Origin of the sequence: Bacillus clarus, assembly GCF_000746925.1 — a bacterium.
Taxonomy (GTDB): domain Bacteria; phylum Bacillota; class Bacilli; order Bacillales; family Bacillaceae_G; genus Bacillus_A; species Bacillus_A clarus.
On record NZ_JMQC01000008.1, the window covers coordinates 1,072,427 to 1,093,944 of the forward strand.

The 21,518-nt window shown below is 35.7% G+C and carries 24 protein-coding genes, 2 pseudogenes and 1 riboswitch; of the genes and pseudogenes, 7 read left to right on the forward strand and 19 right to left on the reverse strand.

From position 1 onward, the window contains the following. The first annotated feature begins 15 nt into the window (after window positions 1–15). A complete protein-coding gene (locus DJ93_RS06220) occupies window positions 16–201 on the forward strand; it encodes a YqzH family protein (RefSeq protein WP_042979720.1) in 186 nt (61 codons plus the stop codon). 29 nt (window positions 202–230) lie between these two features. Here DJ93_RS06220 and DJ93_RS06225 read toward each other — a convergent pair whose 3' ends face one another. Further along, the gene (locus DJ93_RS06225; RefSeq protein ID WP_042979721.1) at window positions 231–1,025 is read right to left on the reverse strand and encodes an SDR family NAD(P)-dependent oxidoreductase; all 795 of its coding nucleotides are present in this window, start codon (window positions 1,023–1,025) and stop codon (window positions 231–233) included. Between the two features lie 9 nt (window positions 1,026–1,034). Then, window positions 1,035–1,988 carry an MBL fold metallo-hydrolase gene (locus tag DJ93_RS06230; protein WP_042979722.1) on the reverse strand — a complete coding sequence of 318 codons (954 nt, stop codon included), beginning with the start codon at window positions 1,986–1,988 and terminating at the stop codon, window positions 1,035–1,037. A gap of 166 nt (window positions 1,989–2,154) precedes the next feature. On the opposite strand from DJ93_RS06230, the gene proI reads away from it, so the two are divergent. Beyond that, entirely contained in the window at window positions 2,155–2,994 is an 840-nt protein-coding gene (gene proI / locus DJ93_RS06235; protein WP_042979723.1) for a pyrroline-5-carboxylate reductase ProI, read from the forward strand. A gap of 54 nt (window positions 2,995–3,048) precedes the next feature. Here proI and sdaAA read toward each other — a convergent pair whose 3' ends face one another. The 4 genes and pseudogenes from sdaAA to rnz all read right to left on the reverse strand — a co-directional run bounded on the left by sdaAA (window position 3,049) and on the right by rnz (window position 6,467). Further along, window positions 3,049–3,927, reverse strand: coding sequence for an L-serine ammonia-lyase, iron-sulfur-dependent, subunit alpha (sdaAA, locus tag DJ93_RS06240; RefSeq protein WP_042979724.1), 879 nt, complete (start codon window positions 3,925–3,927; stop codon window positions 3,049–3,051). 18 nt (window positions 3,928–3,945) lie between these two features. After that, the gene (gene sdaAB, locus DJ93_RS06245; RefSeq protein ID WP_042979725.1) at window positions 3,946–4,605 is read right to left on the reverse strand and encodes an L-serine ammonia-lyase, iron-sulfur-dependent subunit beta; all 660 of its coding nucleotides are present in this window, start codon (window positions 4,603–4,605) and stop codon (window positions 3,946–3,948) included. A gap of 56 nt (window positions 4,606–4,661) precedes the next feature. Next, a pseudogene (locus DJ93_RS06250) lies at window positions 4,662–5,169 on the reverse strand (PTS sugar transporter subunit IIC); the annotation flags it as partial. A gap of 374 nt (window positions 5,170–5,543) precedes the next feature. Further along, a complete protein-coding gene (gene rnz / locus DJ93_RS06255; protein ID WP_042979726.1) occupies window positions 5,544–6,467 on the reverse strand; it encodes a ribonuclease Z in 924 nt (307 codons plus the stop codon). A gap of 189 nt (window positions 6,468–6,656) precedes the next feature. Between rnz and DJ93_RS06260 the strand changes: the two genes are divergently transcribed. Continuing rightward, complete coding sequence (locus DJ93_RS06260; RefSeq protein ID WP_042979727.1) at window positions 6,657–6,908, forward strand: DUF3932 family protein; 252 nt, start codon at window positions 6,657–6,659, stop codon at window positions 6,906–6,908. 46 nt (window positions 6,909–6,954) lie between these two features. On the opposite strand, the pseudogene DJ93_RS06265 reads toward DJ93_RS06260, so the two are convergent. Further along, window positions 6,955–7,502: pseudogene (locus DJ93_RS06265) on the reverse strand (hypothetical protein). A 164-nt stretch (window positions 7,503–7,666) separates the two neighbouring features. Further along, a riboswitch (M-box (ykoK) riboswitch) is annotated at window positions 7,667–7,832 on the forward strand. 336 nt (window positions 7,833–8,168) lie between these two features. Here DJ93_RS06265 and mgtA point away from each other — a divergent pair. Both mgtA and DJ93_RS06275 read left to right on the forward strand, forming a co-directional pair. Next, window positions 8,169–10,874, forward strand: a complete 2,706-nt coding sequence (gene mgtA, locus DJ93_RS06270; RefSeq protein ID WP_042979728.1) for a magnesium-translocating P-type ATPase — start codon at window positions 8,169–8,171, stop codon at window positions 10,872–10,874. A 90-nt stretch (window positions 10,875–10,964) separates the two neighbouring features. After that, a complete protein-coding gene (locus DJ93_RS06275; protein WP_042979729.1) occupies window positions 10,965–11,666 on the forward strand; it encodes an MgtC/SapB family protein in 702 nt (233 codons plus the stop codon). A 41-nt stretch (window positions 11,667–11,707) separates the two neighbouring features. Here DJ93_RS06275 and DJ93_RS06280 read toward each other — a convergent pair whose 3' ends face one another. Next, on the reverse strand, window positions 11,708–12,946 hold the full coding sequence (locus DJ93_RS06280) for a DNA polymerase IV (protein ID WP_042979730.1): 1,239 nt from the start codon (window positions 12,944–12,946) through the stop codon (window positions 11,708–11,710). Between the two features lie 157 nt (window positions 12,947–13,103). Here DJ93_RS06280 and DJ93_RS30120 point away from each other — a divergent pair, with 157 nt between their 5' ends. Then, complete coding sequence (locus DJ93_RS30120) at window positions 13,104–13,304, forward strand: hypothetical protein (protein ID WP_080743370.1); 201 nt, start codon at window positions 13,104–13,106, stop codon at window positions 13,302–13,304. A gap of 46 nt (window positions 13,305–13,350) precedes the next feature. Here the strand turns inward: DJ93_RS30120 and DJ93_RS06285 are convergent, their stop codons facing one another. Together DJ93_RS06285 and DJ93_RS06290 are read right to left on the reverse strand one after the other, a co-directional pair. Next, window positions 13,351–14,469, reverse strand: coding sequence for a tripeptidase T (locus DJ93_RS06285; protein WP_042979731.1), 1,119 nt, complete (start codon window positions 14,467–14,469; stop codon window positions 13,351–13,353). 127 nt (window positions 14,470–14,596) lie between these two features. Then, window positions 14,597–15,142, reverse strand: coding sequence for a GNAT family N-acetyltransferase (locus DJ93_RS06290; RefSeq protein WP_042979732.1), 546 nt, complete (start codon window positions 15,140–15,142; stop codon window positions 14,597–14,599). A gap of 189 nt (window positions 15,143–15,331) precedes the next feature. On the opposite strand from DJ93_RS06290, the gene prli42 reads away from it, so the two are divergent. Beyond that, window positions 15,332–15,424 (forward strand): stressosome-associated protein Prli42, encoded by a 93-nt coding sequence (prli42, locus tag DJ93_RS30125; protein ID WP_000549039.1) that lies wholly within the window; start codon window positions 15,332–15,334, stop codon window positions 15,422–15,424. Window positions 15,425–15,516: 92 nt separating this feature from the next. Here prli42 and DJ93_RS06295 read toward each other — a convergent pair whose 3' ends face one another. The 9 genes from DJ93_RS06295 to DJ93_RS06335 form a co-directional block, all read right to left on the reverse strand. Then, the gene (locus DJ93_RS06295) at window positions 15,517–15,756 is read right to left on the reverse strand and encodes a DUF3894 domain-containing protein (RefSeq protein WP_042979733.1); all 240 of its coding nucleotides are present in this window, start codon (window positions 15,754–15,756) and stop codon (window positions 15,517–15,519) included. A gap of 50 nt (window positions 15,757–15,806) precedes the next feature. Next, window positions 15,807–16,379, reverse strand: coding sequence for a L,D-transpeptidase (locus DJ93_RS06300; RefSeq protein ID WP_042979734.1), 573 nt, complete (start codon window positions 16,377–16,379; stop codon window positions 15,807–15,809). Between the two features lie 16 nt (window positions 16,380–16,395). Next, window positions 16,396–17,364, reverse strand: coding sequence for an aromatic acid exporter family protein (locus DJ93_RS06305; protein ID WP_042979735.1), 969 nt, complete (start codon window positions 17,362–17,364; stop codon window positions 16,396–16,398). 100 nt (window positions 17,365–17,464) lie between these two features. Then, window positions 17,465–18,187 carry an amino acid ABC transporter ATP-binding protein gene (locus DJ93_RS06310; RefSeq protein WP_042979736.1) on the reverse strand — a complete coding sequence of 241 codons (723 nt, stop codon included), beginning with the start codon at window positions 18,185–18,187 and terminating at the stop codon, window positions 17,465–17,467. Beyond that, window positions 18,180–18,839, reverse strand: a complete 660-nt coding sequence (locus DJ93_RS06315) for an amino acid ABC transporter permease (protein WP_042979737.1) — start codon at window positions 18,837–18,839, stop codon at window positions 18,180–18,182. Before DJ93_RS06315 ends, DJ93_RS06310 begins: the two co-directional genes overlap by 8 nt. A 37-nt stretch (window positions 18,840–18,876) precedes the next feature. Further along, complete coding sequence (locus DJ93_RS06320) at window positions 18,877–19,656, reverse strand: transporter substrate-binding domain-containing protein (protein ID WP_042979738.1); 780 nt, start codon at window positions 19,654–19,656, stop codon at window positions 18,877–18,879. A 255-nt stretch (window positions 19,657–19,911) separates the two neighbouring features. Beyond that, window positions 19,912–20,325: a BrxA/BrxB family bacilliredoxin gene (locus DJ93_RS06325; protein ID WP_161785267.1), complete on the reverse strand. Its 414-nt coding sequence runs from the start codon at window positions 20,323–20,325 to the stop codon at window positions 19,912–19,914. A gap of 146 nt (window positions 20,326–20,471) precedes the next feature. After that, the gene (locus DJ93_RS06330; protein WP_042979742.1) at window positions 20,472–20,879 is read right to left on the reverse strand and encodes a YjdF family protein; all 408 of its coding nucleotides are present in this window, start codon (window positions 20,877–20,879) and stop codon (window positions 20,472–20,474) included. Window positions 20,880–20,998: 119 nt separating this feature from the next. After that, complete coding sequence (locus tag DJ93_RS06335; protein WP_042979743.1) at window positions 20,999–21,472, reverse strand: NUDIX hydrolase; 474 nt, start codon at window positions 21,470–21,472, stop codon at window positions 20,999–21,001. Window positions 21,473–21,518: the final 46 nt, after the last annotated feature.

Sequence of the window (21,518 nt, forward strand, 5' to 3'; positions counted from 1 at the left end):
CTGGCGGGGAAAAACATGAATGAAAAATTAATTGGAAAGATGATTATAAAAAGTTTTCGGCAATATCAATATAATCCTGTTTCAAAAGAGGATCAGGAAATGCTAATTAAACATATTCAAACGATGATTCATTCAAATACTGAAATTGATGTATACGAGGCAATTGAGGATGTCGTTTACGATTATGTTACCGGAAAATAAGAAATAGGAGATTTCCATATGGAAATCTCCTATTTCTTATTTAATGATTTACCTGCTACGCGTTCAAATAAATATGGGAATAAAGCATATAGCTTCGGCCCAATTCCCATCCACTTTGGCAAGTTTACTTCGCGCTTTTTCGTTTGCATAGCCTTTACTATTTGTTCTGCTACATATGTTGGCTTTAACATGTAACGTCCCATACTTTTTACATATGTACCTGATTGATCAGCTATTTCAAAAAAATTCGTATCTATCGGTCCAGGATTAATTGCCGTTACATACACATTTGTACTTGAAAGCTCCATGCGCAAACTATTCGTAAAACCTAATACTGCATGCTTCGTTGCTGCATACGCACTAGACTTTGGTGTTGCAATCTTCCCAGCTAATGAAGCAATATTAATAATTTGCCCCTCATTTCTTTCTACCATATGCGGTAACACTACCTTCGTACAAGCTACTAATCCGAATACATTTACTTGAAACATATCTTTCACTTCAGCCATAGAGGCCTCTTCAAATGTTTTAAAAATACCAAATCCCGCATTATTTACCAATATATCAATACGCCCCATATCTTGTAACACCTTAAAAAAAACAGCTTCTACTTTCGTTTCTTCCCTTACGTCTAATACGTAATAATAACATGGCGTATTATAAGTCGTTTTAATTGTCTCTGCTAATGCTCGTAACTTTTCTTCTGTGCGAGCCATCAACACAGGAATCGCTCCTTGCTTTGCAACTTGCATCGCAACTTGTTCTCCAATTCCACTAGAAGCACCTGTAATGACGATTACTTTTTCTTGTAAACGTCCTGTCATTGCTGTCACCTACTTTGCATAATAAATCAATTGTGGCGACGATTCATCAATCATCACTTGTTGATTATATGCTAAAAAGTCTAATTGTCCAACCGTTTCTGAAATAGTAAGTGGTAATTGTTCTTTATATAATACCGGAAATAACTTAACGCATACCTCAAAAGCTGTCATCGGTTTTTCTTTTAATAACTCGAGTACTTTAAATGCGCGTGTTTCTTGTTTTTGTAACCTTTCTTCAATGAGTTGTTTCACATTTAAAACGTCTTCCCCATGCCCTGATAAAATGCGTGAAATATTCATTTCACTTAAACGTTTTAATGTTTGATTGTACTGTAGCAACGGACGTGCTCTTTCTGTTTGCCCTTCATATGGTGGTTCTAATATTGGATTCGAAGAAATATGACTAATGAGGGCGTCCCCACCAATTAATATTCCATCTGATTCTCTATATAATGAAATGTGAGTGGAAGCATGACCTGGTGTTTCAATCACTGTAAATCCAGGTAACGAATCAATACGATCTCCCTCTCTCACAGTATGTGTTAACGATCTATTACAAGAATATTTCAATGTCTTCGTTGTCAATAATACTTCATCTTTCAAAAATGCTGCTGGAACTCCAAATTGTAGTGCCGTCTCTTTAAAAAAATGATGATATCGCTTTAAAAATTCCGGATCCTGTGTAATCCACGGTTCATTCCACGGATGCCCAATGATATTTACTTTCTCAGAAAATATATTTAAAAGTCCACAATGATCCGCATGATGATGCGTAATCACTACTGTTTCAATATCTTCTATTTTATACCCCAATTCACTTAATTGACTTTCTAACGCCTTCTTTGCACCTTCTGTATTTGTCCCTGTATCAATTAATGTTAATGTTTCCCCCTCAACTAAAAACACATTCACTGTCTCAACTGCAAATGGAACAGGAATCTCCATTCGATGAATCGCCACCATGCTTAGCCCCCCTGTCTCTTTCCGGTTCAAAACTGAATACCTCTTCAGTTTACAACTTCCACGGAAATTTGTCATTATTTTCAGATAAAAAGAAGGTGTTTTCTATTTAGAAACGAATGTATGTACATTTATAAGAATCTCTTACCAAATTTAAAGGAGGCACATCATGTCTATTCAAAAAATTTCCTTTCTCGGTGCAGGATCTATTGCCGAAGCAATTATTGGTGGTTTATTAAACGCAAACGTTGTTAAAGCGGAACATATCACTGTGAGTAATCGTTCTAACGAGACACGATTACAAGAGTTACATAAAAAATATGGTGTCAAAGGTACACATAACAAAAAAGAATTACCCGCTGATGCGAATATTCTTTTTCTAGCTATGAAACCAAAAGATGTCGCAGAAGCGATTACCCCTCTTAAAGAATCTATAAATAACAACCTGCTTATTATCTCGTTATTAGCAGGTGTTTCAACTCATTCAATTAGAAATCTACTTGAAAAAGACGTTCCGATTATTCGTGCAATGCCAAATACATCTGCGGCCATTTTAAAATCCGCTACCGCCATCTCACCTTCAGAACATGCAACGGAGGAACATATTCGCACTGCAACAGCTTTATTTGAAACAATCGGTCTCGTTTCTGTTGTGGAGGAAGAAGATATGCATGCTGTCACTGCATTATCCGGAAGCGGGCCAGCTTATATTTATTACGTAGTGGAGGCAATGGAAGAAGCCGCAAAAAAAATCGGTCTAAAAGAAGATGTTGCAAAATCACTTATTCTTCAGACGATGATTGGTGCAGCTGAAATGCTAAAGGCAAATACGAAACATCCTTCTATTTTACGAAAAGAAATTACATCCCCTGGAGGAACGACGGAAGCAGGAATTGAAGTTTTGCAAGAACATAATTTTCAACAAGCATTGGTTTCCTGTATTACACAAGCGACAAAACGATCACATGATCTTGGAAAAACATTGGAACAAATAACAAAAGAAAAATAATGAACGGAGCTCAAATTCATTTGAGCTCCGTCTTTTTATCTCAATCATAAGTTCTTATTTGCTACTCTTTCCAAAAATTTCTTCCTGCAAGCGGCGGCCTGTCGGTGTTGCTGCAAGTCCACCTTCAGCTGTTTCACGAAGTGCTACTGGCATTGTTTGCCCGATTCTAAACATCGCTTCAATCACTTCATCACAAGGAATTGTACTTGTTACACCCGCTAGTGATAAATCAGCTGAAATCATGGCATTTGAAGCACCGGCTGCGTTACGTTTTACACAAGGTACTTCTACAAGTCCAGCAACTGGGTCACATACTAAACCTAGCATATTCTTTAAAGCGATCGCCATTGCTGTAGCTGCTTGATCTGGTGTTCCACCAGCCATCTCAACAGCTGCCGCTGCTGCCATCCCACTTGCTGAACCAACTTCTGCTTGGCATCCTCCTGCAGCACCAGAAATACAAGCATTGTTTGCCACAACCATACCAAATGCTCCTGCTGTAAATAAGAATTCAATCATTTCTTCACGCGTTGGCTGTAACTTTTCTTTCAGTGCAAACAGTACACCTGGTACCGTTCCAGCCGATCCAGCTGTTGGTGTTGCACAAATAATTCCCATCGCTGCATTTACTTCATTTGTCGCTACAGCTTTACTCACTGCGTCCAAAATTGTATCACCAGACAAGCCTTTTCCACTCTTCATATACTCTTGAACTTTCACTGCATCCCCGCCCGTTAAACCAGTCGGTGATTTTACGCCACGAATTCCGCGTTCTACTGCTTGCTCCATCACGACTAAGTTCTTTTCCATTCCGGCAAGTACTTCTTCACGTGAGATACTTCTTGTCTCCATTTCACATTGAATCATAATTTCTGCAATTTTTACATTTTGTTCTTTAGCTTGCGCCACTAGTTCCGCTGCGTTCCGAAACATGGTGTGTCCCCCCTGCAATTAATCCATAATGGTTACTTGACAAATATTTGACTGTCCTTTTATTTCCTCAATCACTTCTTCTGCTAATAACTCATCTGTCTCAATGACCATAAGTGCTCTTCTTCCTTTTTCCTTACGCGAAACACTCATCGTACTAATGTTAATTTCATGTTTCGCAAGTATAGAAGCTACAGATGCAATTGCTCCAAAGCGATCATTATTTACAATAAGAAGTGCTGGACTTGTTCCTGATAGCTGTAAATCAAATCCATTTAACTCCACAACTTCAATCTTACCGCCACCAATTGAGCAAGCAACGACTTCAATCTCTTCTTCATCTTTATACAAACGGATTCTCGCCGTATTTGGATGGGGAGCATTTGCATCCTCTTCAATAAATTCCACTTCAATTCCGCGCTCTTTTGCAATTTCTAGCGCACTTGGAATACGTAAATCATCTGTTTCAAATCCTAATATTCCACCAATTAATGCTACATCCGTACCGTGACCACGATACGTTTTGGCAAATGATCCATATAACGAAATCTGAACTCTCTTTGGTTCGTGACGGAACAGTTGACGTGCAACTTGCCCCATTCTTGCCGCACCTGCTGTATGTGAACTTGATGGACCAATCATAACTGGCCCGATAATATCAAACACTGAGCGATATTTCATCATAAATCCCCCTAAACTTCTATGAAAAATGACTTACTACTATTCTATTAAGCTGCTGCATCTGTTGATGATGTAATAACTCCACCGATTTGCTTCAATGTTGCTGTTACAATTGGGTCCATTCCTTGTGCAATTAACCTTGTTAATGGCGCCGCAATAACAATACAAGCAATTAAATCTAATCCTTCTGGTACCCGTTTTTCAATTTGTTTGACTAAAAATGATATAAGATAACCCGCAATAAATCCTGGTAGCAATCCGAATTTTAACACAGAAGTCCCTACAAGCATAGCATAAACAGGTGATACACCCATCGCTAATGCAACTAAAGTGGCACCCGCTACTCCGCCTAGACTACCTGCTGATTGTCCAACCTCTTTTAAAAATGGTATACCAATTAAATCGCCACCAACGTAGAGCTAAAAAGCTTCAACCAAGAAACTTGCAACTGCTGCATTTGCTAAAGCTCCCATCGCCTTCATGCCGTTTGGTGCTTTAAAACTAAAGAGTGAAAAAAAGACTGAGTACAAATAATAGTAATATCGTTCCTTTAAGAATCTCCATGTTACCTCTCCCTTTTAGTCAATTTCGTCTTGTTACGAAAAATGGCTAAAACGTACGCTGTAACTTACGATGAATTGTAATGTGCCCTCATTATAGCTTATTTTTTGTAAAACGCTTACTTTTATTGAATTTTAAAATTTCTGAATTAAATTCCATTTATCTTATTTGTATTAATTGTATATAAGCTTACTTATATAACAGTTTTTCTAAATAATCGATATTATGTATTTTTCTCCTATATATTCAAACCCTTATAAAATTCTGTATCAACTAATATAAATATTAAATGATAACAGTTTTAATTATTTTATTTAAAATTTTTTTATTACGAATAAAACAATGGCAAACTTATGTTGCCATTGTTTGTAAAAATATCATCTTTCTACTGGGAAAGATTTCAAATCCATCGCTATTTCCGTATTTATAAACAACTCTCTTGCTTCTTGCAATAATTCCTTATATGTATCACCTTGATAGCGTGAACTAATATGAGTCAGTATTAATCGTTTTACATTTGCTTGCAACGCAATACGCGCTGCTTGTTCTGTCGTTGAATGGAAATAATCATGAGCTTGTTCTTCATCTTCAGCTGCAAATGTCGCTTCATGGACGAGTACATCAGCGTCTTGTGCGAGCTGTTTGCTTGCCTCGCAATATCTTGTATCACCTAAAATCGTAATAATTCTTCCTTTTTGAGGTGGACCAATAAAGTCTTCCCCATTTAATACTCTACCATCTTCTAATTCAACCACTTCACCGTCTTTTAAACGTTTAAAAATTGGTCCAGGTTTCACACCTGCTTCTAACAGCTTATCAACTAGAAGAGCGCCTTGTATATCTTTCTCAATTATACGATAGCCGAAACATTCAATCCCATGTGATAGTCTTTTCGTTTCTACATAAAACTGATCATCTTCAAAAACAACGCCTTCTTCCGTAATCTCAATAACTTCAAGCGGATATTTCACATGCGTTGTACTTACTGATAATGCTACTTCAATAAATTGTTTAATCCCTATTGGCCCGTACACTGTTAATGATGTTGTTCCACCTTGAAAAGAACGGCTTCCTAATAAGCCAGGTAAACCAAAAATATGATCTCCATGCAAATGCGTAATAAATATTTTTTCAATGCGACGCGGGCGCACAGATGTATGTAAAATTTGATGTTGAGTCGCTTCTCCACAGTCAAATAACCATGTTTGTCCTCTTTCTTCTAACAATTGTAATGCAATGGATGAAACATTCCTTCCTTTCGAAGGAACACCTGCACCAGTTCCTAAAAATACAAATTCCACTTTCCTTCCTCCAGCTCTTTATATAATCTACCTTTCATCTTACGGAATGTTATTTCAAATGGCAAATCGAATTGACTTAACCAATCATCTAGACAACTATATAACACGAACGTTATCGTTAAAAAACTTAGCCAACGTTCGTGTTTTGTGGTAAAATAATTGTACTACATTTAAAGGGAGCGTTTTATTATGAAAGAAGTATTTCGTTTACAAACTGATTTTTCATCTTCATTTGACCGCTGGGTAAGTTCTTTCGTTTCTGATCACCCAGCACAACTAGAATGGACGACTTTAAAAGAATTAATCCATGAATATACAACATCACATACAAATGAAACGTTACCAGAATATATTTCTTCGGCTCTAACATATTACGCAAAGCGCGTTTCAACAACAAATAGCTCAGAGATTGTCATTTACGAAAATCCTACAATCTCATAATCTATAACAAAAGCATCCAAAAGTGGTGCTTTTTTATTTTTGCTCATTATCCATGTGTATACTTTTCTAATAACTGATTGTACTCATTCCAGAACTCTTCATACATTTCTTTATCAAATTCATCAGTAATTCTTTTTTCACTCGATTGATCAAATATTTTTTTGCTTTTAATGCAAATGAAAGAATTTGGTTTCTATATTCGTTTCTACTTAATTCGATTTCGAGTCCAGTATAATATAAGCTCTCATGATTAGTCGAAATAACTTTGGTAAAATCGGTTAAAATCACTTTATCTTCTATGTGTTTGACCGTCCAATGAATTGAAATAGGACACCCCATCATTAAAATGGTACCACAACCGTGCAAAATTAGGCCTTCTTCATTATCAAGGTCAAGAATATGATCTTTATCAAGCGTTCTTAATAACGCCAAAGCTGATTCACTAATCCCCCATTCTTCATCTGTACCAGATTATGTAATGATAGTTCCATTCACATTCAAATATATTTCCCCGTGAGAGCATAAATCTCCCTTATCTCCTAAAAGCCACTTTTGATTTTCAATTTTTATTATGAAAGGATTTGATTCCTTCATCAATCATTCACCTTTTCCTTACTGTTCATTTAAAAATAACAATATTATTTTAGTAGATTCCCACCATTTTAACTAGCGTATAGAGAACTCATTTTCTGAAAAAAAACATTTAAAAAATATTGACACTACAAATTTACAGTGCTAACATTCAACATGTAATTGAATATGGTCTCTGTTAGGTGAGGCTCCTGTATAGAGAAACGCTGCTGCCCAAAAATGTCGAGAGACGCCAATGGGTCAACAGGAAAGGTCGGAATGAAGGCCTTTCTTAACGTAGCTGGTTTCAGTACCTATGCTATACAGTGCTAAAACTCAACGAGGGAGAGGTGCACTTTGTCACGTGTAAAAACTGTTTTTCTGTCTATGTCTACTAAACAGTTTTTTATCGTTGACTCTTTTTGACTGCGTATTTAGACCTTTACTCGTTTTGAGTAAAGGTCTTTTTTACGTCTTTATGCACCTTACTATGAAACAAACATAGCATATTCAGAAACTACTAAATTGTACGGAGGTGAGGAACAGTGGCACTTGATGATTCGGCCCAGATACCCATATGTTTTACGCTAATATTTCATCATGTAGGTAGGAAAGAAACTGTTCCTCCCTGTTTAAAATAGTCGAGTAACAGATTGTTTCCTCCTTCATGAAAAAAAGGAGGAACTACCGATGTTAAATTTACAAAGACAAGAAACAAAACATGCATATGATCAAGATAGCATGAAAACAAATAACGAATTGCTAGTAGCAGTTGCAACGCAAGATATAACTTCTGCACTCAAACTTTTAGAAACAACGTCAAACGGACTCTCAAAAGAGGAAGCTGCTCGAAGACTTTCACTACACGGTCCAAATGAAATTGATCATAATAAAACATCACCATGGTATATTCAATTTCTTCTTGCATTTAAAAATCCATTTATTTTCGTTTTATTAGCTCTTGGAGCACTCTCTTTTTTCACAGATGACATACAAGGTACAATTATCGTATCTGTGATGGTAATGCTAAGTGCAACGATTCGTTTTTCCCAAGAATTTCGTTCCCAAAAAGCTGCGGATAAGTTAAAGGCTATGGTTCGAACAACTGCGAGCGTCTCTAGAATAACTGGGTTTATACACGAAACAAAAAGCGTAACGAATTTAAACCGAAATCAAACAATGGAAATTCCGATTGAAGAACTTGTACCTGGTGATATTATTTCACTATCAGCCGGTGATATCGTTCCAGCTGATGTGCGTATCTTGTCAGCTAAAGACTTATTTGTAAATCAGTCTTCCTTAACAGGTGAAGCACTTCCAGTAGAAAAGTACGAAAACTGTTACCATACAGAAAACAAACATATAGTACCGAAAACCATGAAAAAAAATTATAATCCGCTCGATATGGAAAACCTTTGCTTCATGGGAACAAATATTGTTAGCGGCAGCGCAAAAGCTGTTGTTGTTTCAACTAGTACGGATACGTATTTCGGTTCTTTAGCAAAAAAAGTTATTGGAAAACGTGCAGAAACAAGCTTTGATAAAGGAGTAAACAAAGTAAGCTGGCTCTTAATCACATTCATGCTTATTATGGTACCAATTGTCCTTCTCATTAATGGATTCACAAAAGGAGATTGGCAAGAAGCTTTCTTCTTTGCTATTGCCGTTGCAGTTGGTCTTACACCTGAAATGGTACCAATGATTGTAACTGCTAATTTAGCCAAAGGCGCAGTTAACATGTCTAAACAAAACGTAATTGTAAAACAGCTAAACTCTATTCAAAACTTAGGTGCTATGAACATTCTTTGCACAGACAAAACTGGAACTTTAACAGAAGATAAAGTTGTACTTGTTCGTCATTTAGACCCTAATGGAAATGAATGCAATCGTGTCTTACAATTTGCATATTTAAATAGCTTCTATCAAACTGGATTGAAAAATTTAATTGATAAAGCTGTCATTCAACATACGGCGGAAAATCATAAATTCGACCCTTCAGCGTTTCAAAAACTAGATGAAATTCCATTTGATTTCGCCCGTCGCCGTATGTCTGTCATCGTAAAAGACATTTCAGGAGAACATACAATGGTTTGCAAAGGTGCGGTAGAAGAAATTTTATCAATTTGTAACTACACTGAAGTGAATGGACAAATTGTCCCTCTTACTGAAGAAATGCGCTCAAATGTCAAACAACTCAGCGAGACAATGAATGGAGAAGGTATGCGGGTTATTGCTGTAGCTTATAAAAAAGATAGAAAACTAAATTATAAAGAGTACGCGGTACAAGATGAGTCTGATATGATTCTCGCTGGATATATTGGTTTTTTAGATCCACCTAAAACATCTGCTGCTTCTGCGATTCAAGCTTTGCATAAACACGGCGTACAAGTGAAAATTTTAACAGGTGATAATGAGATTGTTACACGAAAAGTTTGTAAAGAAGTTGGCTTAAACATAGGTGAGCCTGTTCTTGGTTACGAGATTGATTCTTTACCAGATAAAGCATTAGCAAAACTAGCAGAAACAACAACAGTGTTCGCAAAACTAAATCCAATGCAAAAATCTCGCATTATACGAGTATTACAAGGAAACGGTCATACTGTAGGTTATATGGGAGATGGCATTAACGATGCCGTTGCACTACGTGATGCTGACGTTGGAATATCTGTTGATACTGCTACTGATATCGCAAAAGAATCTTCCGATATTATCCTACTTGAAAAAAGTTTAACTATATTAGAAGCAGGCATTTTAGAAGGACGCGCTACGTTCGGGAATATTTTAAAATATATAAAAATGACAGCTAGCTCTAACTTCGGAAATGTCTTTAGTGTATTAGTGGCAAGTGCTTTCATCCCATTTTTACCAATGCTTGCAATTCATCTATTAATTCAAAACTTGCTTTATGATATTTCACAGCTTTCAATCCCATGGGATAAAATGGATAAAGAGTTTTTAGAAAAACCGAGAAAATGGGATACTGCAAACTTACGTAATTTCATTATTTGTATCGGTCCAATTAGCTCTATTTTTGACATTATCACATACGTTGTCATGTGGAATGTATTCGGAGCGAATACACCTGGAGAACAGTCTTTATTCCAATCTGGTTGGTTTATCGTTGGATTACTAACTCAAACATTAATTGTTCATATGATCAGAACGCAGAAAGTTCCGTTTATTCAAAGTACTGCATCAACACCAGTTCTTTTATTAACAGCTTGTATTATGGCAATCGGAATCTATATTCCGTTCTCACCACTTGGTGCAGCAGTTGGTTTACAAGCATTACCACTTAGTTACTTCCCTTGGTTAGTAGGAATTTTACTAGGATATGCTTTCTTAACACAGTTCTTAAAAAAGATTTATATTAAAAAGTTTCATAGTTGGTTATAAAAATAATAATGAGTGGGTATCTCCCACTCATTATATTATTGTCTATTTTTAACTATATAACATGTACTCATATGTATGGAGGTGACCGTGATGGTATGGTATGACATTGTATTAAGATTATTTATAGCAATCATTGTAGGAGCTTGTATCGGAATGGAACGACAATGGCGACATCGAATGGCTGGACTAAGGACAAATGCTCTCGTATCACTTGGTGCCTGTATATTTGTTCTATTATCCGTCATGCTCGATCATGATGCTAGTCCATCACGTATCGCTGCTCAAGTCGTTAGCGGTATTGGCTTTCTAGGTGGCGGTGTTATTATTCGTGATGGTTTCAGTATTAGAGGATTAAATACAGCGGCAACTTTATGGTGTGCAGCTGCTGTAGGCACTCTTACCGGTGCTGGATTTCTCGTTGCAGCTATATTAGGTGCAACTGGCGTATTGCTAGCAAATATACTACTTCGCCCAATTGCTCTATTTATGAATAAAAAATCAAAAGAAGAATTGCCTGAGCAAACAAATTATTTACTTTCTCTTACTTGTTCAGAAACAAATGAGTCTCATATTCGTTTTTTACTCATGCACATGGTAAATTCAGAAGGAATCGGTTTAAAAGAATTGTATAGTGAAGATGTTGATTCTAATCAAAAAGTATCTATACAAGCAACTTTGCATTGTAACTCAAAACAAGCTGTCTTAATTGAAAAAATAGTAAGTAGAATGCTTTTAGAATCAGGCGTTACCGCTGCTGGGTGGAAAACTTCATTAGATCTAGAGGCAAGTTAAATAACAAAGGTGTCATGAAATTTATATATTCATGACACCTTTTACATAAATTTATTTTCTAATTTTTGTTGAAATGATTTTTCTTGCTTACGTAACAATTGACTACCTCGTTGTAAAATATGTGTTCCATATTTATCGTTAATTTGATCAATGACAGCTAATAATGGCTCTTCTTTTGCATCTTCTTCGAATGAAAATAAATCTAATTGTTTAATCGACTCCGTTTTCCATTCTAATTCAGTAGCTGTAACACCGAGTAAACGGATTGGATCGCCATCCCAATGTTGTTTCCATAAACGTGATGCAGCTTGAAATATATCACGCTCTTCCCAAATTGCATTTTTTAATTGTTTGCTTCGCGTTACAGTCCGCCTATCATGATATTTAATCATAATTTGGATATTATAGCTGACAAAAGTACGCTTTTGTAACCTTTTACTCACTGATCTCGATAATCGCTCTAACATATCGAGCAATTCCTTCTCTTCATCCATATCCTTTGAAAATGTTGTTGAATTCCCAACACTTTTATGTTGTCCCATTTGATTCGGATCAACTTCTCTATCATCCATACCTTTTGCACGCTTTTGTAAATCAACACCGTGCTTTCCGATTTTGGCGCGAATGATATGCTCATCTCCTTTTGCTAACTGCTCAATTGTATGTATATGAATATCTTTTAATTTTTCAGCTGTTTTCTGTCCAATTCCATGCATCGCTTCGACTGGTTGTGGCCATAGTAACTCCTTAATATCTCGTTTACGAAATACTGTAATACCAAGTGGTTTTTTCATATCCGAAGCAGTCTTTGCTAAAAAAAGATTTGGAGCAATTCCAATGCTACATGGAAGCTGCAATTCTGTTAATAACGCTTGTTGAATCATCTTTGCTATTTCAAGAGGTGAACCGAGCGCATAACAATCTGTAATATCTAAATAGCCTTCGTCTATAGAAACTGGTTGTATCTTTTCTGTAAAGCGTGAAAGAATTTGAAACATTTGAAAGGAAGCTTCTCGATATAATTTAAAATTCGGATGCTTCACAACTAATTGTGGACATAACCGCTTCGCTTCCCAAAGGGGCATCGTTGTACGTATCCCATGTTCTCTCGCTTCATAACTACATGTTACAATGATCCCTTTCCTCTCTTTTTCATTTCCCGCAATTGCTAATGGTTTCCCTTGTAACGACGGATCCTGGGCAATTTCTACAGATGCGAAAAAGCAATTCATATCAACATGTAAAATAACACGACCGTTTTTCGGATACATTTCTCGCATAGCATTCACCTCCACAAAAGAACATTTGTTCTTTCTATTATATCAAATTCAGTGAAAATAGGGGAGCTTTCTATCACCAAAACATGTTCTTTCTTATTGTACTTTTTGCTATACTTATATTGAATATGGATATTTTTTGTAAAACGGGGTGATTGTTATGCAAAGTCATAAGAAACTTAATTATACATTTCTCATTATTATAGTAATCATTTCCATTAACTACTTATTACTTCCCTTTTTCAATATTAATAGCTTTGGACTTCTTCCTCATTTCGTACGGGTTGCAACCACTTATGTACTTCCATGGATTTTCTTATATTGGTTAATTCGTCTTGTAAAAGCAGTTGAATCTAAATAAAAAAATCGTGTAAACCATAGTTGGTTTACACGATTTTTTTTGCATATTACTTCGCTACTTCTTCAATAATAGCAACGACTAATTCTGCTGTTTTTGCTAATTCTTCTACAGGAATTTTTTCATTTGTTGTATGAATTTCTTCATAACCAACCGCTAAGTTTACTGTTGGAATACCATGTCCTGCGATTACATTCGCATCACTTCCGCCACCACTTTGGTGAAGAGAAGGTGTACGACCAATTTTCTCTGCTGCACGTTTCGCAACTTCTACAACATGATCGCCTTCAGCAAATTTAAATCCTGGATACATAACTTTTACTTCCACATCTGCTTGACCGCCCATTTCTTTTGCAGTTGTTTCAAATGCTTCTTTCATTTTCGCAACTTGTTCTTCCATTTTTTCATTTACTAAAGAACGAGCCTCTGCAAAGATTTGTACATGGTCACAAACGATATTTGTTTGTGTCCCACCTTCGAAACGTCCAATATTTGCAGTTGTTTCAGAATCGATACGACCAAGTGGCATCTTTGCAATGGATTTTGCAGCAATCGTAATTGCAGATACACCTTTTTCTGGTGCTACACCAGCATGAGCTGTTTTTCCGCGAATAATAGCGTTCACTTTCGCTTGTGTTGGTGCAGCAACTACGATTTCACCAACTTTTCCATCGCTATCTAATGCATAACCATATTTTGCTGTAATGCGTTCACGATCTAATGCTTTCGCGCCTACAAGACCAGATTCTTCTCCAACTGTAATAATAAATTCAATTTTTCCATGAGGAATGTTTTTCTCTTTTAAAACACGGATCGCTTCAAACATAGACGCCAATCCAGCCTTATCATCTGCTCCTAAAATTGTAGTACCATCTGATACGATATAACCATCTTTAATAGAAGGCTTAATGCCGTTACCAGGAACTACTGTATCCATATGAGAAGTGAAGTAGATTGTATCTACGCCTTCTTTTGTTGCTGGTAAAGTACAAATTAAGTTACCTGCACCATGACCAGTCACACCCATTGTATCATCTTCAAATACTTCTACACCTAACTCAGTAAATTTCTTTGTTAGCACTTTACAAATTTCTGCTTCAAATTTTGTTTCAGAATCTACTTGTACTAGCTCCATAAATTCATTTACTAAACGTTCTTGATTAATCATAAGACTGCGCCTCCTGCACTACCATTATGTATGTAACAACATTAATTATAACAGAATTTCGCAAAACTTTCGAAATACACGCCAAAAAACAGATGGTTCACACATCTAGATAACCATCTGCTTTCTATTACTCATTTAATAACACCCAGCGCATATGATCTTCCCAAATCCCATTTACCATTAACATTTTGCGAGACACACCCTCATATTGAAAGCCTATCTTCGTTACAACTTGTATAGATGCTAAATTACGCGGCATAATCGGTGCTTCTATACGATGCAAATGAAATTCTTCAAAAGCAACTTGTATGGCTTTTCTAAGAGCTTCTGTCGTATAACCTTTATTTAATTCTTCTTTATCTAATTTATAGCCAAGTACACAAGATTGATAAATTCCACGCACAATTAAATTGAATGAAATACAGCCAATAACTTTCGTGTCGTTGCCCTTTTTAAAAATCCATAACCGAATAATTTTACCTTCTGCAAACTCTTTTCTATCTTTTTGTAGCCGTTTCTTTTGATAATCTAATGTAAAAAAGTCATCAGGTCTATACTCTTCCCAAGCTTTTAAAAATTCACGATTTCTGTCGTAATATTGAAGAACTTGTTCTGCATACGACTCATCAATTTCTCTCAAGTGCAAACGTTCTGTTTCGTATATTTTCATCATCGTATCTCCATTCTTCAGCTTGCAAAACTCAAAAAACTTACAATCCATTCTTTCTATATTCTCTATACGTACTCGAATTTCCTGTTACATTTAGCATACATATCTCGAAATTTGTCCCTTCTCTCCTCTTGTCCATACTTTCGTTTCTCGTTACAATGAAAATGTAACGATTTGCAAGGAGGTTTAACGATGCATAAAAAAGCTCAAAAAGTTATGGTTTATATAATGCTAATTTCTATGCTTGTAACAACATTACTTGCCGGCGCAAGTATGTTTTGGTAAAAAGGACGAGTACTTCGTCCTTTTTTTCTTTTTGTATATACAAAATAGACTATCTCGATTTCGAGATAGTCTATTTAAAAAAGATGTTTCCTTTATTTCACATATAATAAAATCGCTACAATACTGAAGGAAAAAAACATTACGAGAGCCATCACAAAACTTGTGTACTGTTTTTGCTGAAATGCCCCTATTACGAAAGTTAAATTAAGTAATGCCATGAATATAATCGCTACAACATAAGAACATATATTAAAAGTTGCCAATATGAAAGTAATAATAAATAGAAAACCCATAAAGAACTGCATATAAGAAATTTTCGGATTCAAATACATACGAGCAACTCCTTTACTTATTATCTTTGTATATTCTCATTAACGCATGGTTATGTATACATGTCAAGACAACTTATGAAAAAGAAAAAGCCAACTTGCCAGTTGACCTTTTCATATGCAATAGCCCCTTTTTCCTTAGCTAATTTCTGGAATGTTTTTTTAGATTTTACAATCCATACTTTTGTTCCAATTGGAATACGATCAAATAAATATTCCACATCCTGTTTCTTCATTCTTATACACCCTTGTGAAATATATTTTCCGATTGAGCTTGGTTGGTTTGTACCATGTATACCATATTTACTCCCATCAGTACCTCTCGCATTAAATCCCATCCATCTAGACCCGAGTGGATTTTCTGGCGATCCACCAGGGATATCCTTCGCTATATAATAAGGATCCTCCGCTTTCATTACAATATCAAAAGTCCCCTCTGGTGTTAGTTCATTTGTTTTTCCTGTCGCTACGGGAAAAACCTTTTGAATCTTTCCATCATTAATATAAGCAAGCTTATTTGTCTGTTTATTTACAATAATGAATGGATCTCCAGCTCGTGGATTATCACCAAGAGGCCATATCGGTGAAAGAGAGAAAAATAATAGTAAAGAAAGAAGATACGACATAGATAATTCCTACCTTCTATATAAGTTCTTTTATATTATCCTTTCCCTTAAAACGACTTTTAATGAGTAAATATTGCTCCATTTCATAAACAAGTTGAACGAGTTTAGCACGTATTTCAAATTCTTCACGTGTTTCTGGTAGTGGCATCTCCCTAAACACCTCTCGCATTTCTTGCAGCTGTCTTAATGAAATAATCCCTGTACTTTCAGGTCGAATCGAATTTCTTATATTCTCAATTACATCTGCAATCATATCAGCTTGTTCATACGTCCAAGATAAAGAAGCTGCTAGCGGGATCATTCGCTCCAAAATCTCAAATTGTTGCATACGCATATCAAAATATCGATAATAATAGTCGTCTTCCCTCATAAATTCATTCTCAAGTTTCTTAAATGATACATCTTTCGCCTCTTTTAATATTTCTTCTGTTTCAATTAACTCTGCTCCACTCCAATTACTATCTCGATTTCGTAAATAAACGACCATCTCGAATAAAATTGTTTTAAAATTCCCCTCTATTTTCTCTTGATACTCTTTTAATTTCTTTTCGCTACTCGGCATATACATATTGACTAATAAAGCAACACTAATCCCGATCGTTAAAATAGCAACTTCATTCCCGATAATCGGCCATGTAATTTGCTTTAACGAATATAAATGCATAACAATAACTGAACTAGTAACAATTCCTTCTTGAATTTTACACATAACCGCAGTTGGAATAAAAGCAAGAAGTAATAAACTAATTGCTAGTGGTGTATAACCAATCGTTTCAAAAATACAAAATGAAAACACCATCGATAATAAGCAAGCTAAAAAACGATGTAAAGATACTTGAAGTGACTTTCGTTTCGTGTTTTGTACACATAAAATAACTAAAATTCCTGCAGAACTATAAAATTCTAATCCTAATAATTGAGCAATGAAAACTGCAACACCTGTGCCGAGTGCAGTTTTCACTGTACGGTATCCAATTTTAAACATATCATTACTCCCATATGTATAAACGTATTTACAGCTAGTATAAAAAAAGGATGACACAATGTCATCCTTTTCTACCTATTATTCACGTACCCTTCACATATTACAATATCTTTTGTAAAAATTCTTTTGCACGTTCGCTTTTTGGTGCTGTGAAAAACTCTTCTGGATTACTATCCTCTACAAGCTTTCCTCCATCTAAAAAGAGTACGCGATCAGCTACTTCTTTTGCAAACCCCATTTCATGTGTAACGATAGCCATCGTCATTCCTGTCGTAACTAACGATTTCATAACTTCTAGTACTTCTTTCACCATTTCTGGATCTAGCGCAGATGTCGGTTCATCAAATAGCATAACTTCAGGTTCCATCGCCAACGCTCTCGCAATTGCTACACGTTGCTTTTGTCCTCCTGAAAGACGGTTCGGATACGCGGCTTTCTTATCTAATAATCCTACTTTTTCTAAAAGTTCCCCAGCTTTCTTTTCAGCCTCTTGCTTCGCTACTCCCTTTACATTGATAGGAGCATACGTAATATTTTCTAATACAGTCATATGAGGGAATAAGTGAAAATGTTGAAATACCATCCCAACATTCTCGCGAACATGCATGATGTTTGTTTTCGGATTCGTTACTTCTTCATTTCCAATCCAAACATGACCACCTGTTGGTGTTTCCAATACATTCATACAGCGTAAAAATGTTGACTTTCCTGATCCCGACGGTCCAATAATTGCAACAACTTCGCCTTTTTCAATCGTTGTCGTAATCCCTTTTAATACTTCATTTTTCCCAAATGATTTATGAAGGTTGTCAATTTTAATCACTTTTCTTCATTCTCCCTTCAATTGCCTTCCCAACTAATGTAAGAATAATTACCAACATATAATAAACAAGTCCAACAAAAAGTAATGGCTCAAGATATTTAAATGTTTCACCGCCTACAATATAAGCACGGCGCATTAAATCAGTCGCTCCTATTACGGTTACTACAGCTGATTCTTTCGTCAGTGTCGCAAATTCATTCACAAGTGCTGGTAAGATATTTTTTAAAGCTTGAGGCAAAATAATATTTCTCATCATTTTTCCATACGGAATACCTAAAGCCATCGCTGCTTCTGTTTGTCCTTTATCAACCGCTTGAATTCCTGCACGAATTACTTCTGACATGTATGCCCCTGAATTTAAACTAAATGCAAGTACTGCTGCCAAAAAGGCTGGTATATCATAACCAATCATTTGCGGGACGCCAAAATAAATGATCATTAATTGCAAAACAAGCGGTGTACCACGAAATATTGATGTATAAATATCTGCCGCAATATTTAAAACTCGTATTCTAGCAATTTTACAAAGCGCTAATAGGGTTCCTAATATAAATCCTGCTAAAGCCGAAACAGCTACAATTTTTAAGGTAACTTCTAGGCCTTTTAATATATATGGTATAGAAGGCGTAATTGCCGAAAAGTCCAGATTCATCTTTTTTCATTCCTCTCAGAGAAAAGTGAAAGGCAGCTTATTTCCCGCTGCCAAACCATTTCTTCACTAATTTATCCATTTCCCCATTTTCTTGCATCTTCTTAATTACTTTATTAAACTCTTCTGTTTTATCACTATTTTTCGGAAGAGCAATTGCTGCCCCTACTTCTTCTGGAGCTTCTTGAATTTCAATTCCTTGTAATTCTTTCATTTTTTCTAAATAATTTTTCGCAACTGTATCTTCTAAAATAGCAGCATCAAAACGACCAGCTTTAATCTCTTGTACGATTTCAGGTATACGATCACGTCCCTCAGCTTTAAAATCGACTTGTTTTTTAAATTCTGCTGCCTTTTCTTCTTGAATTGACCCTGTTTGTACCCCTACTTTTTTACCTTTTAAATCTTCTAATGATTTAATATTAGAATCCTTTTTTGAAACGATCATATTTTTAGCAACGAAATAAATATCTGTGAAATCCGCATTTTTTTTACGATCTGGAGTTGGTGTCATACCTGCCATAACAAAATCAACTTTTCCTGAGCTAAGAGATGCTAATAATCCTCCAAAATCCATATCCTTCACTTTCACTTCATAACCAAGTTCTTTTCCGATATATTTTGCAATATCAACGTCAAAGCCGATAATTGCATCACTTTTTGAAGCTTCTACGTATTCATATGGTTTATAGTCTGCTGAAGTCCCCATAACAAGTACTTTCTTATTCGTATTAGCTTCCTTTGTTTCCCCGTTACTACAAGCACTGAACATACTTACAATTAAAATAAGTGCAAATGAAATTGATAATAATTTCTTCATCTTTCTTCCCCCTAATAATGTATATTTAAAAGTTTAATAGAATTTTTATTCGTTGTTTGTATTGTAACAGCACTTTTATTTTTATGCAACATTTAAAATAAAAATAAACACAAAAACCTTTATACAAAACACAAATCGTATTTTATACGTATAAAAACATGCATAAAAAATATATTTTACGCATGTTTTTATTTTAATCAAAATAAAAAACGGTACGTCCACTGAATCGTGGACGTACCGTTTTTATCACTTTTATTATAGCTCTTCGCAATTATCTTCGAAATAAGATTGTAGCTTTGCAATTACTTGCATTGGCTCATGTCCTTCAATTTCATGGCGTTCTACCATCGTTACGATCTTTCCATCTTTTAATAACGCGAATGATGGAGAAGAAGGTGGATATCCTTCAAAATATTCACGTGCACGTGCCGTTGCTTCTTTATCTTGGCCCGCAAATACTGTTACAAGATGGTTAGGACGTTTATCATAATGTACGGAATGTGCAGCAGCTGGGCGAGCAATACCACCTGCACAACCACATACTGAGTTTACCATAACAAGTGTTGTACCATTTTTCTTAAACGCTTCATCAACTGCTTCTGGTGTCGTCAATTCTGTATATCCAGCAGAAACAATCTCTTCGCGTGCTTGACGAACAACATCATTCATAAAAAAGTTAAAGTTAATCAATGTGTACCCCTCCTCTAAATCTATCTATTTGTATCTTACCAGTTAATGTTTGGGGAATACAAGTAAGTTTGCTTGTGTTTTAGCATATAAAAGATGTTAGAGCGAGAGCTCTAACACCTTTTATATTAGTGACCTCGATGTTTTTGCTTTGCCTTTTGCACTTTTATAAAACGTTTTCTTTGCTTTTCAGCTTCTCGTTTCTCTTTAGATTGCACTCGCTTTTCTTGTTTATGCAACTCATAAGATAAACTAATTGCCTCTTGTGCCTTTGTAAAACGTTTTATACTCACTTCTTTTGCCGCTTCCCGTATGACACGCTTTATATTTTTCGGACGCTGTTTTTCTCTAACCTCTACACCACATCTTGCAAAGTGCTGAAAATACGCTAGCATCGGACCATTTACAAATATAAGCACTTCTTCATCTGATGGTTCCGTTCCAAAAATATACCTTGCTCCATATAGCTTTCCTTTTTCTTTGTGCGTAATCATTCCTGCAAAAAATCGACCATCATGATATACTGTCAACTCCATTGACAGCCCCTCCTTAAAAAAATTTAGAAATACTGGACATCCCGGAGGGGAAGGTTACTGACATGAAATCATGCGTCTGGACTACCAACCAGAACTGTGTTTTTGTACTTCCTTCACTATTATATCGTACTCCCTTTATTTTTTTCAATTTTCACATAATCTTCAATCATTTTTTTATGTGAACCTACAATATAATCAGGAAGTTCGCTTACTGGAAAAAATTTAAGCTGAACAGCTTCTTCTTTATTCATCGAAAAATTCCCCTCATACTCATCTGTATAATAAGCTGTTGTTACAGATTGAAATTCATCCCCATTTGCTAATTTTATAAAATAATTAGCTCCAGAAAACACATTGATTAAACGTAAATTTTTCACATGTATCCCGGCTTCTTCATATACTTCACGGCAAGCTGTTTCTTCTGGTGATTCTCCAAGCTCCATTAACCCGCCAGGCAATCCCCACTTTCCGTATGGCTCCGTTCGTTGTTGTAATAAAACATTACCTTCTTCATTTATTACGAGTACAACAGCACCAACTAAAATTAAAGGGCGATGACCAACTATTTTTCGTAACTCTTCTACATATCCCATTGAAACACCTCCCTTTTGTTCTTTCGTTGTCCACACTATTGTATCA